The 12,905-nt window shown below is 70.7% G+C and carries 12 protein-coding genes; 10 read left to right on the forward strand and 2 right to left on the reverse strand.

What is annotated here, in order from left to right:
* The 8 genes from ACFZDJ_RS27985 (at position 1) to ACFZDJ_RS28020 (ending at position 8,536) form a co-directional block, all read left to right on the forward strand.
* Complete coding sequence (locus ACFZDJ_RS27985; RefSeq protein WP_391062773.1) at positions 1 to 1,281, forward strand: FAD-dependent monooxygenase; 1,281 nt, start codon at positions 1 to 3, stop codon at positions 1,279 to 1,281.
* Complete coding sequence (locus ACFZDJ_RS27990) at positions 1,278 to 2,045, forward strand: SDR family oxidoreductase (RefSeq protein WP_391062776.1); 768 nt, start codon at positions 1,278 to 1,280, stop codon at positions 2,043 to 2,045. The genes ACFZDJ_RS27985 and ACFZDJ_RS27990 overlap by 4 nt, the downstream gene beginning before the upstream one ends.
* 136 nt (positions 2,046 to 2,181) lie before the next feature.
* Positions 2,182 to 3,714 (forward strand): carboxyl transferase domain-containing protein, encoded by a 1,533-nt coding sequence (locus ACFZDJ_RS27995; RefSeq protein WP_390939977.1) that lies wholly within the window; start codon positions 2,182 to 2,184, stop codon positions 3,712 to 3,714.
* 58 nt (positions 3,715 to 3,772) lie between these two features.
* The gene (locus tag ACFZDJ_RS28000) at positions 3,773 to 4,738 is read left to right on the forward strand and encodes an LLM class flavin-dependent oxidoreductase (protein WP_390939937.1); all 966 of its coding nucleotides are present in this window, start codon (positions 3,773 to 3,775) and stop codon (positions 4,736 to 4,738) included.
* Positions 4,739 to 4,743: 5 nt separating this feature from the next.
* Positions 4,744 to 6,003: an MFS transporter gene (locus ACFZDJ_RS28005; RefSeq protein ID WP_391063366.1), complete on the forward strand. Its 1,260-nt coding sequence runs from the start codon at positions 4,744 to 4,746 to the stop codon at positions 6,001 to 6,003.
* Positions 6,000 to 6,593, forward strand: a complete 594-nt coding sequence (locus tag ACFZDJ_RS28010) for an NAD(P)H-dependent oxidoreductase (RefSeq protein ID WP_391062779.1) — start codon at positions 6,000 to 6,002, stop codon at positions 6,591 to 6,593. Before ACFZDJ_RS28005 ends, ACFZDJ_RS28010 begins: the two co-directional genes overlap by 4 nt.
* Positions 6,594 to 6,646: 53 nt before the next feature.
* On the forward strand, positions 6,647 to 7,291 hold the full coding sequence (locus tag ACFZDJ_RS28015; RefSeq protein WP_390939942.1) for a hypothetical protein: 645 nt from the start codon (positions 6,647 to 6,649) through the stop codon (positions 7,289 to 7,291).
* 63 nt (positions 7,292 to 7,354) lie between these two features.
* A complete protein-coding gene (locus ACFZDJ_RS28020; protein WP_168516213.1) occupies positions 7,355 to 8,536 on the forward strand; it encodes an acyl-CoA dehydrogenase family protein in 1,182 nt (393 codons plus the stop codon).
* 97 nt (positions 8,537 to 8,633) lie between these two features.
* Here ACFZDJ_RS28020 and ACFZDJ_RS28025 read toward each other — a convergent pair whose 3' ends face one another.
* Together ACFZDJ_RS28025 and ACFZDJ_RS28030 are read right to left on the reverse strand one after the other, a co-directional pair.
* Entirely contained in the window at positions 8,634 to 9,317 is a 684-nt protein-coding gene (locus ACFZDJ_RS28025; protein ID WP_168516211.1) for a response regulator transcription factor, read from the reverse strand.
* A 126-nt stretch (positions 9,318 to 9,443) separates the two neighbouring features.
* Positions 9,444 to 10,184, reverse strand: a complete 741-nt coding sequence (locus ACFZDJ_RS28030) for a TetR/AcrR family transcriptional regulator C-terminal domain-containing protein (RefSeq protein WP_390939945.1) — start codon at positions 10,182 to 10,184, stop codon at positions 9,444 to 9,446.
* A gap of 172 nt (positions 10,185 to 10,356) precedes the next feature.
* Here ACFZDJ_RS28030 and ACFZDJ_RS28035 point away from each other — a divergent pair, with 172 nt between their 5' ends.
* Complete coding sequence (locus ACFZDJ_RS28035; RefSeq protein WP_391062781.1) at positions 10,357 to 11,868, forward strand: DHA2 family efflux MFS transporter permease subunit; 1,512 nt, start codon at positions 10,357 to 10,359, stop codon at positions 11,866 to 11,868.
* Positions 11,865 to 12,770 carry an SDR family NAD(P)-dependent oxidoreductase gene (locus ACFZDJ_RS28040; protein WP_390939949.1) on the forward strand — a complete coding sequence of 302 codons (906 nt, stop codon included), beginning with the start codon at positions 11,865 to 11,867 and terminating at the stop codon, positions 12,768 to 12,770. Before ACFZDJ_RS28035 ends, ACFZDJ_RS28040 begins: the two co-directional genes overlap by 4 nt.
* Positions 12,771 to 12,905 lie beyond the last annotated feature (135 nt).

Consider the following 12,905-nt stretch of genomic DNA (forward strand, 5'->3'; position numbering starts at 1 on the left):
ATGGCGGACTCACTGGACACCGACGTCGTCGTGATCGGGGCCGGCCCCGTCGGGCTCCTGCTCGCCGGTGAGCTGCGTCTGGGCGGCGCGCGGGTGACCGTCCTTGAGCAGCGCACCGAGCCGACCACGGAGTCCCGCGCCTCCACGCTGCACACCCGCAGCATGGAGATTCTCGCCGAGCGCGGGCTACTGGACCGGCTCGGCCCGCTGCAAAGCGGCGGCCCGGGCCACTTCGGCGGCATGCCGCTCGACCTGACCGCGGCTGCTCCCGGCCACCCCTACGCCGGCCAGTGGAAATGCCCGCAGTCGCGCCTGGAGGCCGTGCTGCAGGAGTGGGCGACCGAGTCGGGCGCGCGGGTGCTGCGTGGGCACGTGCTCACGGGCCTGCGCTCGCGCACCGACCGCGTCGAGGCCGGCTTCATCGCCCTCGGTGGGCAGCCGGCCGTCCTGAGCGCCTCGTACCTGGTCGGCTGCGACGGTGAGCGGAGCACCGTACGCCAGCTGGCCGGGTTCGAGGTGACCGGTGAGGACGGCACCCTGGAGATGCTCAGGGCGGACCTCGCGGGCATTGACGTGCCGAACCGGCGCTTCGAGCGGCATCCGCACGGGCTGGCCACTGCCTTCCGCTGGCCCGACGGCACCACCCGGGTCATGGTGCACGTCCACGGCAGCACGCCCGGACGGCGCGCCGGGGCACCCGCACTGGACGAAGTGGTCGACGCCTGGGCCCTGGTGACCGGCGAGGACATCAGCGCCGGGACCCCGGTCTGGCTCAACTCCTTCGACAACACCAGCCTCCAGGCCCGCAGCTACGTGAAGGGCCGCATCCTGCTGGCAGGCGACGCGGCCCATGTGCAGATGCCGGTCGGCGGCCAAGCGCTCAACCTCGGGCTGCAGGACGCCGCGGACCTCGGCAGCAAGCTCGCCCAACAGGTCGCCGGGCCCGACGACTTCGGCGGGCCCGAGGAGGCGGGCGGATTCACGCTGCTCGACAGCTACCACGAAGCCCGCCACCGGATCGGCGCCGCGACGATCACCAACATCCAGGCCCAGGCTCGGCTGCTGCTCGGCGGCCCGGAAGTGGACGGCCTGAGGTCGGTCTTCGGCGAACTGCTGGAGATCGGCCCGGCCCGCCGCCACCTGGCGCGCGCGATCAGCGGACTTCGGCCGCCGGAGCCGGAACTCCCGCTGTCCGGGCCGTTAGAGCCCCTGTCGGCCGAGCGCGACCGCATCTCACCCCATCCGACGTCACCCCCCAAAATCGTAGGAGAGACACCATGAGCAGGCTCGTCGGCAGGACGGCACTCGTCACCGGATCCAGCCGCGGCATCGGCCGCGCCATCGCCGTACGGCTGGCCAGGGAGGGCGCGCTGGTCGCCGTGCACTACACCGCCAACGAGGCGGCCGCCCAGGAGACCGTCGAACGCATCGAGAAAGACGGCGGCCGCGGCTTTGCGGTCCGCGCCGAGCTGGGGGTTCCCGGCGACGTTCACGAACTCTTCCTCGGCCTGGAACAGGGCCTCAAGGAGCGAACCGGCAGCACCAGCCTCGACATCCTGGTGAACAACGCGGGCGCCGCCACCTCGACCGGCATTGCCCCCGAGGACGTCACTCCCGAGGAGTTCGACCGCTTCTACGCGGTGAACGCCAAGGCGCCTTTCTTCATCGTGCAGCGCGCGCTGCCTCAGATCCCCGAGGGCGGCCGCGTCATCAACATCTCATCCGGGCTGACCCGGGTCTCCAACCCCGACCAGGTCGCGTACGCGATGACGAAAGGCGCGATCGAGCAGCTCACCCTGCACCTCGCCCGACAGCTGGCCCCGCGCGGCATCACCATCAACAGCGTCGCACCCGGCATCACCGACAACGGCAGCTCCGTCTTCGACATACCCGAGGCGGTGGAGCAGATGGCCCAGCTGTCGGCCTTCAAGCGGGTGGGCCAGGCCGGCGACGTCGCGGATGTGGTCACCTTCCTGGCCACCGACGAGGCCCGGTGGATCACCGGCGCCTTCATCGACGCCACCGGCGGCACCCTGCTGGGCTGACCCCGCCGCAGGCGACCACCGAACCGAACGCGGCAGACCGAGACGCGACTGCCGAGACGCGCGACTGACCGAACAGGACTGGAGGTGAGGTGACAGCATGCCGACGACAGAGGTCTCCGGCGGTATCGCCGAACGCATGGCACACCTCGGCGCGCTGAAGGAGCTGGTCCACCAGGGGCCGGACCCGAAGGCAACCGAACGACAGCACGCCCGCGGCAAGCTGACCGTCCGGGAGAGGATCGAACTTCTGCTGGACAAGGGCAGTTTCACGGAGATCGAGGGACTGCGACGGCACCGGGCGAGCGGATTCGGCCTGGAGGCCAAGAAGCCGCACACCGACGGTGTGGTGACCGGCTTCGGCACGGTCGACGGCCGCACGGTGTTCGTCTACGCCCACGACTTCCGGATCTTCGGGGGCGCGCTGGGCGAGGCGCACGCCGAGAAGATCCACAAGGTGATGGACCTCGCCGTCGCCGCCGGGGCACCGCTGGTCTCACTCAACGACGGCGCCGGCGCACGGATCCAGGAAGGCGTCCAGGCACTCGCCGGCTACGGCGGGATCTTCCGGCGCAACACGGCCGCCTCGGGGGTCATCCCGCAGATCAGCGTGATGCTCGGCCCGTGCGCGGGAGGCGCCGCCTACAGCCCGGCGCTCACCGATGTGGTGTTCATGGTGCGGGAGACCTCGCAGATGTTCATCACAGGACCCGAGGTGGTCAAGGCGGTCACCGGCGAGGAGATCACGCAGGACGGGCTCGGCGGCGCCGACGTGCACGCCGAGACCTCCGGGGTCGCGCATTTCGTCCACGACGACGAGGAGACCTGCCTGGCCGAGGTCCGCTATCTGCTCTCGCTGCTGCCGCCCAACAACCGTGAGCTGCCGCCCCGGACGGTCACCGCGGACCCGCCGGACCGCGAGTCCGAGGCGCTGCTCGATCTGGTTCCCGCCGAGGGCAACCGCTCCTACGACGTCCGCGGGGTGATCGAGGAGATCGTCGACGAGGGCGAGTACCTGGAGGTGCACGCCGCCTTCGCGCCCAACCTGGTCTGCGCGCTGGCCCGGCTGGAGGGCCGGGTGGTCGGTTTGGTCGCCAACCAGCCCGCGGTGACGGCCGGCGTCCTGGACATCGCGGCCAGCGAGAAGGGCGCACGCTTCGTCCAGTTCTGCGACGCCTTCAACATCCCGCTGGTCACCCTGGTCGACGTCCCCGGCTTCCTGCCCGGTGTGGACCAGGAGCACGACGGCATCATCCGGCGCGGCGCCAAGCTGCTGTACGCCTACTGCAACGCGACCGTGCCGCGAATCTCGCTGATCCTGCGCAAGGCGTACGGAGGCGCGTACATCGTCATGGACTCCCGTTCCATCGGCGCCGACCTGGCCTTCGCCTGGCCCACCAACGAGATCGCGGTGATGGGCGCCGAGGGCGCCGCGAACGTGGTCTTCCGCCGGGAGATCGCAGCGGCCGAGGACCCGGCCGCGATGCGCGCCCGGAAGATCGCCGAGTACCGGGACGAGCTGGTCCACCCGTACTACGCGGCCGAGCGCGGCCTCGTCGACGATGTCATCGACCCGCGCCTGACCAGGCCGGTGCTCTGCCGCGCCCTGGCCATGCTCACCGCCAAGGGCGCCGAGCTGCCGCACCGCAAGCACGGCAACCCGCCTCAGTGACCCCAGTGACAAGGCCCGGTGACGGGCCTCAGCGAACCCCAGTGAAAAGGATCGCGCCATGGACATCGGACTCCTCTTCGACCTGCGCAACCCCGAGCAGTGGCACCGGCCGTGGGCCGACCACTACGCACGGACCCTGGAACTGTGCGAGGAGGCCGACGAGCGCGGAGCCGGCGGCCTGTGGTTCACCGAGCACCACCTCTTCGATGACGGTTACCTGCCGCAACCGCTGACCGTCGCCGCGGCCGTCGCCGCGCGCACCCGCCGGGCCCGGATCGGGACCTCGGTCGTGCTGCCCGCCCTGCACCACCCCGTCGACATCGCGGAACAGGCCGCGCTCGTCGACCTCCTCAGCGGCGGCCGGCTCGAACTCGGCCTCGGCGCGGGCTACCGGCTGCCCGAGTACCAGCTGTTCGGAGCGGACTTCGGCCGCCGGTTCGCCGCCACCGAACAAAACATCCGCGAGATCCTGCGCCTGTGGGAGGAACGGGCCGTGACCCCCCTGCCGATCCAGGACCCGCCGCCGGTGTGGGGCGGCTTCTACGGGCCGCGCGGCGCGCGCATCGCGGGCCGGCTCGGCATCGGCCTGCTGCACATCTCGCGTCCGCTGTTCAAGCACTACCGGCAGGGCCTGGTCGAGGGCGGCCACGACCCGCGGGCGGCACGGGTCGCCGACCTGCTGCCGATCATCCTCGCCGAAGACCCGGAGAAGGCCTGGCACCGTGTGGCACCGCACCTGGCGCACCAGGTGAACTCCTACCGGCAGGGGTCGGTGGAGGGTACCGACCACAGCATCCCGCTGCTCACTGCAGAGGACCTCCGCGCCCCGGACGCAGAGGACACCCGCGGCCTGCTGGACATCCTCACGCCGCAGGAGGCGGCCGTCCGCATCGAGGAGTTGACGAAGGACCTGCCGGTCCGCCACCTCATCTTCTGGGCGAGCATCGCCGGGATGCCGCAGGACGTCGTCGAGGAGAACATCCGGCTCGTCACCGAGACGCTGCCACCGCTGCTGCGGGCGTGACCGCGATGACCGCCTCCTCCCGACCAGCCTCCCCCACGGCCGCACGGTCCGCGCCGGACACACCGTCCGCGGCGGACCCGCCGCGCTGGGACGCACGACTGTGGTCCGTCCTGTTCATCCTCTCGGCCAACATGATCCTCGACGCGATCGAGGTCTCCGTGGTGCTCGTCGCCCTGCCGTCCATCGGCGCCTCGCTCGGTCTCGGCCTGTCGACGGTGCAGTGGCTGATGAGCGGCTTCGCGCTCGGCTTCGCCGCCCTGCTCGTCGTCGGGCCGAAACTCAACGCCGCGCTGGGCCGCAGGAGGGTCTACCTCACCGCGATGCTGGTCTTCGCCGCGGCGTCCGTCGCCGGCGGACTCGCCGACACCGCTGCCCTGCTGATCGCCACCCGAGTGGTCAAGGGGGCCGCCGCGGCGCTCACCGCGCCCACCGGCCTCGCCATCATCGGCGCCACCTTCCCGGAGGGGCCGCAGCGGCGCCGGGCGGTATCCGTCTACTCCCTTTTCGGCGCGGCCGGCTTCACGGCGGGCCTGCTGCTGTCGGGCGCGCTGCTGACCGCGAGCTGGCGCTGGACGCTGCTCTTCCCCGCACCGGTCGCACTGGTGCTGCTCCTGTTCGCGCTGCGGATCGTCCCGGCCGACCGGGGCCGCGCGCCGGTCCCGCGTATTGCCCCGGCGCTGCTGCGCAACGGCCCGCTGCTGCGCTCCGCGGTGGGCGCGGCCACGCTCAACGGCACCTACCAGAGCCTACTGCTCCTGCTCACCTTCCAGACCCAGAGCCAACTCGGCTGGCCCGTCTGGCAATCGGCGCTCGCACTGCTGCCGGCCTGCGTGCCGCTCGCGGTGACCGTGCCCTTCGCCGGGTCCATGACGGCACGCTGGGGCACCAGCCGGCCGATCGCCCTCGGCGCGGCCGCGCCCCTGCTCGGTTACGCCCTCTACCTGTGGCGGCCGGACGCTCGTCCATACGCCGCCGGGATGCTGCCCGCACTGCTCCTGGTCGGCGCCGGCTTCGTGCTCTCCTTCGCCGCCCTCAACATGCAGGCCACCTCGGCCCTCCCCGCCGCCGACCGGGCGGCCGCCGTCCCGCTCTACCAGGCCGCCGTGCAGCTCGGCGCCGTACTGATGCTCCCGACCACCGCCTGGCTGCTCGGCTCGCACTACGGCCACCGGCCGGCGCTGTCGTTCATCACCGCGGTCGGCGCGATCGGCCTGCTGACCGCGCTGACCGGACTCCGAACCCCTCACAGACAGGCCGCACCATGACAGACGACCAGCTCTCGCTCGCCATCATCACCGCCAGCGTCAGGGACGGGCGGCTCGGCCCCGCCGTGGCCGACTGGTTCCTCGAACAGGTCAAAGAACGCCCCGAGTTCGCCGTGCAGAACGTCGACCTCCCCGACTACCCGCTGCCGCTCGCCCTGCCCCGGCCCGGCCGGGGGGTGCCGGTCGAGACCGCCCGGGTACGGGAGGCGCTGCGCGCCGTGCTCGCCTCGGCCGACGCCTACGTTGTGGTCACGCCCGAGTACAACCACAGCTTCCCGGCAGCGCTGAAGAACACCATCGACTGGTTCTACCAGGAGTGGGCGACCAAACCGGTCGGCTTCGTGTCGTACGGCGGCCTCAGCGGCGGCATACGTGCCGTGGAGCAGTTGCGGCAGGTCTTCGCCGAGGTGCACGCGCTGACGGTACGCGAGAACGTCGCCCTGCCCGACGCCGCGAACCGCTTCGACGCGCAGGGCCGGCTGACCGAACCCGAGCTGAACGTCGCCTCGGCCGGACTACTCCTCGACCAACTCAACTGGTGGGGACAAGCGCTGCGCACCGCGCGCAGCGAACGCCCGTATCCCCGCTGACGCCCGTATCCCCCTTCGACCCCTGCGACCAAAGCCCTGGAAAGGGAACGGCCATGCCCCAGCAGCTCACCTCCGCACCTCCGGACATCCAACGCGCCGACTCCACGTCCGTCCACGTCGCCCAGTGGTACGTCCCCGACCGTGATGCGGGCCTCGAAGCCCTGGACGAAGCCGCACGGCAGTGGCGCGCGACGCCCTGGCCGCCCGGCATCCTCTCGTTCAGCGGATACCTGAGCACCGAGCACGACACCGTGCTGACGTACGTCCAGACCTCCGACGCCCGGGCGCTCCGCGTCTTCACGACGGGACTGGGGGGCCTGGCCGGCGCCGAGACCGTCGCGTACACCCTGCACCGCGCGATCGTGCTGGACGACGGGCCGCTGGTACCGGAGAGCTTCGTGGTCGCCAGCTTCGACGTCGACGGGCCGGGCCCCCAGGAGAGCATCGTCGCCTCGATCGCCGGCGCCCTCGCCCAGGCCCCGGCCGGACAGCACCCCGGCATGATCTCGGCGAACTTCCACCTCAGCGCCGACGGCACCCGCGTACTCAACTACGCCGAGTGGACCAGCGACGAGGCGCACGTCGAGTTCCTCGCAGGCGCCACGCGGACGGCGACGCTGCGCGCCACCCACGACACCCCCGGCGTACGGCCGATCGGCTTCAAGCGCTACCACCTCCTGCACGGCCTGCGGGCCTGAGACCACCGTCCCCCGTCCAGATCCCACCCATCCAGAGCTCTCATCCATCGAGAGGAACTGACAATGCCGACCCCCGCACCGAGCCGCGAAGAGCTCGTCGAGACCGCGGCCAAACTGGTCCCGCTGCTGCGCTCCCGCGCGCTCTGGATCGACGAGAACCGCCGACTGCCCCCGGACGTCATCGAGGCAATCGAGGCGTCCGGGCTGCTCAAGATGCAGGTGCCCAACGAGTACGGCGGATACGAGTCGGACGCGCGCGCCTTCGTCGACGTGCTCGCAGAGATCGCCAAGGGCAACAGCTCCGTCGCCTTCTGCCTGTCCATCTACGCCTCGCTGACCTGGATGGTCGGCTTGTGGCCCGACGAGGCCCTCGACGAGGTGTTCGCCGAGCCGCACATCCGGGTGACCGGCACGACGGCCGCCTCGGGGACTGCGACGCGGGTCGACGGCGGCTATCTGATCAACGGGAAGTGGGGGTTCAACAGCGGCATCCTGCACGCCCATTGGAAGATCACCGCCGCGATCCCCGAAGAGGGCCCGGCGGGGCAGACCCTCCCGGTCTTCGCCCTCGTCCCGGTCTCCGAGCTCGAGATCGTCGACGACTGGCACACCAACGGCCTACAGGGCTCGGGCAGTGTGACCACGGTGGCGAAGAACCTCTTCGTGCCGGACCACCGGGTGATCGACGGCGCCGACTTCTACCAGAACGCCTCGAAGTCCCCGGTCATCGCGGCCAAGGGCGGCTACCGGGTGCCGATGCTGGTCACGGCGACGGTGATGCAGACCGGCCAGCTGATCGGCGCGGCCAAGTACGCCCTGTCGAGCTTCCTCGAGCGGCTCCCCGGGCGGCCGCTGACGTACACGAACTACCCCAGTCAACAGGAGGCGCCGGCCACCCATCTCCAGGTCGGCGAGGCGGCGCTGCTGATCGAGGACGCCGAGGCGCGGGCGCACCGGTTCGCCGATCTGCTGGCCGAGAAGATCCGGCGGGACGAGCCGTGGTCCCAGGAGGAACGGGTCTTCTCGCGGGTGCAGATCGGCTGGATCGCCAAGCAGGCCAAGCAGGCCGTGGAGATCCTGGCCTCGGCGAGCGGCGGCTCCTCGATCTTCCGGAGCGTGCCGATCACCCGCATCCAGCGGGATGTCCACGCGGCGTCCCTGCACTCCCTGATCACACCGGGCACCAACATCGAGCTGTACGGCCGGTCGTTGACCGGCCTTGAGCCCAACACGGTCTACTTGTAGGGGCGTTGGCCGCACGGCATTGACTCACGGGGACGTCCCGCCGGCGGGCTGGGCACGGGTGCGCGCACGGAGTGGGACGCCGTGCGCGCCACTGGTGTCAGCCGACGCCGATCCGGAATCCGACACCGCGGACGGTGACGATCCAGCTGCTGCGCCCCAACTTGTTGCGCAGCGAGTTCACATGGGTGTCGACGGTCCGGCTCGCTTGTGAGCCGAGGACCTGCACCATCGGGATCTCCCAGACCTCCGCCATCAGCCGCTGCCGGGTGACGACCATCTCGGAATGGCGGGCAAGGTAGTAGAGGAGGTCGAACTCCTTGCGGGTCAGCGTCACGCGGCGTTCGTGCAACTGCACTTCGCGTGAGGCCGCGTCGATCCGCAGGGGCCCGACGGAGACCGTCGTCTTCGGGGCGGGCGCCGGGCTGCGGGGCTCCCAGCGGCGCATCACCGCTTCCATGCGGGCCGCCAACTCGCGTATCTCATACGGCTTGTCGAGGCAGTCATCGGCGCCGGCCCGCAGTCCGAGAACGCGGTCGAGTTCGGTTCCGCCGCCGGTGAACGCGATCAAGGGGATGCCCGCCGTCTCGCTGAGGCTGCGGCAGACCATCAGCCCGTCGATGTCCGGCAGATCGAGGTCGAGCAGGATGAAGTCCGCCTGCTGGTGGCTCTCCAGCGCGGTCGTCCCAGAGTTGACGGTCGTGACCTCGTGTCCGTACCGCTCCAGATGACGGGTCAGCGTCATCGCTTCGTGCTTCTCCGCCTCCACCAGAAGAATGCGCACGGTGCCTCCCTTGGACTTGCACGGGCCGAGGGTGGATTCAAAGCCGCAAGCGCCATTGCTTGCCTCCCAGTCATCGGGGAACTGCCGTTGTGGGGGTGTTTGGGATGGGGACTGAGGAAGGAAGGTTCAGGAAGCGGCAGCCGACATGGCGGCGCGCGGGCGGTCGGCCTGGAAGGCGCGCAGGAAGGTGCGGACCGCCGCTTCCGCCACAGTGTCGAGTTCAGCCGCCGGGACGTGCCGGGTGCCGAGCTGGGACCGGGCCTCCATGGGTCCGGTGAGCAGGGCGAGGAACTGTTCCGCGGCCTCGACGGGATCGCAGGCGCACAGTCCGCCGGCGAGGGAGAGCCGCGCCATCCGGTCGGCCAGGGTCTGCCTGAGCCGGTCGGCGCCGCGTCCCCAGACCGCTTCGAGCAGTTCGGGGAAGCGGGTGATCTCCGCATAAAGGAGCCGACGCAGCGCCCAGGAGCGGGGGTCGCAACACTGCTGCAGCAGACCGTGCGCCACGTCCTCAAGACAGGACCGGACCGGGTCGGAGCCCTCACCGGCACCGGCCTTCCCGGTCGCGGCACGCCCGGCGCCGTCGGCCGTGAGGCGTTCCGCCACCGCGAGGTTCTCGCCCATCACCGCATTGCCGGTCGCCTCCATCGCGGCGTGGAAGAGGCTCTCCTTGTCACCGAAGTGGTTGTAGACCGTGTGCTTGGCGACACCCGCGGCCTCGGCGATCTCCTCCATACAGGCCCGGGCGTAACCCCGGTTGGCGAACACGGTGAACGCCGCGTCCAGGATCGCCTGCCGCTTGTCGATGCGCCCTCGCGGGGTCGCCCGGTCGGCCGTCGCCGTCGATGAGGATGCCGCAGTTCTAGCCATCCCCAAAGCATAACCGGCCGCACCTTTTTTTGCACGCACAAGTGCATTTCGTTGTCCAGACTGGTTGCAGTCAAACTGGACAGTCCCATAATATGCACTGGCTAGTGCAGATTGCAGATTCCCTCAATGCCACTGCCACCTGACGCCAGTCGATGCCAACGGAGAGAGAGTCATGGCGCACCCCTCGGACCAAGGTTTAGATCCCGCCCTGCGGCGGCTGATCGGCGTGATCCTGCTGGGCGGGATCATGGGGATCCTCGACGGCTCGATGGTCGCCGTCGCCGCGGACACCCTCGTCAAGGACTTCCACACCTCACTCAGCGCGGTGAGTTGGGTGTCCACCAGCTATCTACTCGCGCTGACCGTGAGCATCCCGGTGACCACCTGGGCCGTCGACCGGTTCGGCGGCCGACGCCTGTGGCTGCTCGGCCTGGTCGTCTTCCTGGCCGGCTCGATCTGCTCGGGGCTGGCCTGGAACATCGGCAGCCTGATCGTCTTCCGCGTGGTGCAGGGCCTCGGCGCCGGGCTCCTCGACCCGCTGATGCTGACCCTGCTGGCCCGCTCGGCCGGCCCGAGCCGGATCGGCCGGGTCATGGGCCTGATGGGCGTGGTCGGCTCCAGCGGCCCGGTGTTCGGCCCGGTCCTCGGCGGCCTCATCCTGCAAGGGGCGCCCTGGCGTTGGATGTTCCTGGTGAACATTCCAATCGGGCTGGCCGCCCTGGTGCTCGCACTGCGCGTCGTCCCGGACGACAAGCCGGCCGACGAGCACACCGCCGGCAAGCTCGACGTCGTGGGCCTGGCGCTGATCGGCCCCGGCGTCGCGACCGCCGTGCTGACCCTGTCGCAGTACGCCGAGCGGACCGAGTTCGCCACCTGGCAGGTGCTCGTCCCGCTCGCAGCCGCGGTCGTGCTGCTCGGCGGCTACGCCATCCACGCGCTGCGCGGGCGCCGTGCATCGCCGCTGATCGACCTGCGGCTGTTCACCTCCCGCAGTTTCTCCGCCAGCGTCACGGTCGGCGCCCTCGTCGGCCTCGCCACCTTCGCGAGCCTGTTCGCACTGCCGCTCTACTACCAGCAGGTGCGCGGACACGACACCTTCGAGTCCGCGCTGCTGCTCGCCCCACTCGGCGTGGGCTCGGCCCTCTCGATGCCACTGACCGGTCGGCTGTCCGACCGGATCGGCCCGCGAAACCTGGTGCTGGGCGGCGGGCTCGTGGCCGGGCTGAGCGCAGTGGGGTTCACCCAGCTCGCCGCGGACACCTCCCAAATCTGGTCCGGTGTCCTGGCGTTCACCATCGGACTCGGCCTCGGCAGCGTCGGCGCCCCCACCATCGCCTCGCTCTACCGGACGCTGCCCGGTCAGCTGGTACCGCAGGGCAGTACGGTGCTCTACATGCTCAACCAGCTAGGCGCCGCGATCGGCATCGCGCTGGTCGCGCTGCTGGTCCAAAGCGCCGGCAACGGGGACGCCCTCCACGGCTTCCGGGCCGCGTACTGGGGGGTGACCGGCGCGCTCGCCCTCGTCGTGCTCGCCGCCCCGTTGCTGCCGGGACGCCCGGTGCCGCCGGAGACCACCGGCGAACTGCCCGCGCAGGCAGCCGAGTCCGGCCCCGAGCCGAGCACCGCGTCGAGCCCCGCGGACAAAGCCCCCACTCCCGTCGCGGCCCAAGGAGACGGCACGTGAAGACCATCGTGATCGCCGGCGGCACCGACGGCATCGGCAAGGAGCTGGCCGCCACCCGGCTGGAAGGCGGCGACACCGTCGTCGTCATCGGGCGCAACGAGGTGAAGGGGAAGGCGTTCCTGGACGCCGCCGAGGAATCGGGCGCCCGTGAGCGGGCGTACTTCCTCCCCGCGGACCTCGGTCTGCTCGCCGAGAACCAGCGCGTCCTCGAATCGGTCCGCGCCCGCTTCCCCGTGGTCGACGCCCTGGTGTTCTGCGCCCGGTTCTACCGCAGCGAGCGCACCGAGACGGCCGAGGGGCTGGAGGAGAACTTCGCGCTGTTCTACCTCAGCCGCTACCTGTTCGGCCACGACCTCGCCGACGCGCTGGAGGGCGCCGGGCAGCCGGTGGTGGTGAACGTGGCAGGGCCCGGCGCGGGCCTTGGCCTGGTGCGCTGGGACGACCTGCAACTGGAGCGCGGCTACCACGGCGGCGCCGCGCTCGGGCAGGGCGGCAAGCTCAACGACCTGCTCGGCGTCTCCTTCGCCGAACGTTACGGGGACCGCGGCATCCGCTACGTCCTGATCCACCCCGGCGTCACGTCGACCAGCTTCGCCGGCGAGTACGACGCGGCGACGCTCAGCCAGATCGCGGCGATGCAGGCACAGGCCAAGCCGGTCTCGGCGGCCCTTCCGCCCATCCTCGCGGCCATCGACGCGCCTCCCGCACAGGCGCTCAGCGCCTTCGTGGAGGGTCGGCGGATCTCGGTGGAGAACTCCGGCTTCGACCGGAGCGCGGCCCGGCGGCTGGAGGAGGTCACGGAGCAGCTCCTGCGCGACCACCACGGGGGCCGAACCAGCGGCGGAGCCAGCGGTGGGATCGGTGGCGGACCGGCGTCATACCCGGGAATTGACTATCCCTGAAACGAAATTGATGTTCTTTCCGCAATCCTGATCCAAGGTCCCTGGGCGCGGGTCACAGCGGGTCGGAGAATGTTCCGTACCACGCTGCGGCCCGCGTCTTTCGTGGGGTCGCCCGTCCCGAGGAGCCGAAGAATG

It is taken from the genome of Streptomyces sp. NPDC007896, assembly GCF_042959425.1.
Lineage (GTDB): Bacteria > Actinomycetota > Actinomycetes > Streptomycetales > Streptomycetaceae > Streptomyces.

What these genes read in the sequence shown, in the direction of transcription:
- ACFZDJ_RS27985 (WP_391062773.1), top strand. Translation starts at nt 1, where the DNA reads ATGGCGGACTCACTGGACACCGACGTCGTCGTGATCGGGGCCGGCCCC.
- ACFZDJ_RS28035 (WP_391062781.1), top strand. Translation starts at nt 10,357, where the DNA reads ATGGCGCACCCCTCGGACCAAGGTTTAGATCCCGCCCTGCGGCGGCTG.
- ACFZDJ_RS28020 (WP_168516213.1), top strand. Translation starts at nt 7,355, where the DNA reads ATGCCGACCCCCGCACCGAGCCGCGAAGAGCTCGTCGAGACCGCGGCC.
- ACFZDJ_RS28000 (WP_390939937.1), top strand. Translation starts at nt 3,773, where the DNA reads ATGGACATCGGACTCCTCTTCGACCTGCGCAACCCCGAGCAGTGGCAC.
- ACFZDJ_RS27990 (WP_391062776.1), top strand. Translation starts at nt 1,278, where the DNA reads ATGAGCAGGCTCGTCGGCAGGACGGCACTCGTCACCGGATCCAGCCGC.
- ACFZDJ_RS28015 (WP_390939942.1), top strand. Translation starts at nt 6,647, where the DNA reads ATGCCCCAGCAGCTCACCTCCGCACCTCCGGACATCCAACGCGCCGAC.
- ACFZDJ_RS28030 (WP_390939945.1), bottom strand. Translation starts at nt 10,184, where the DNA reads ATGGCTAGAACTGCGGCATCCTCATCGACGGCGACGGCCGACCGGGCG.
- ACFZDJ_RS27995 (WP_390939977.1), top strand. Translation starts at nt 2,182, where the DNA reads ATGGCACACCTCGGCGCGCTGAAGGAGCTGGTCCACCAGGGGCCGGAC.
- ACFZDJ_RS28005 (WP_391063366.1), top strand. Translation starts at nt 4,744, where the DNA reads ATGACCGCCTCCTCCCGACCAGCCTCCCCCACGGCCGCACGGTCCGCG.
- ACFZDJ_RS28010 (WP_391062779.1), top strand. Translation starts at nt 6,000, where the DNA reads ATGACAGACGACCAGCTCTCGCTCGCCATCATCACCGCCAGCGTCAGG.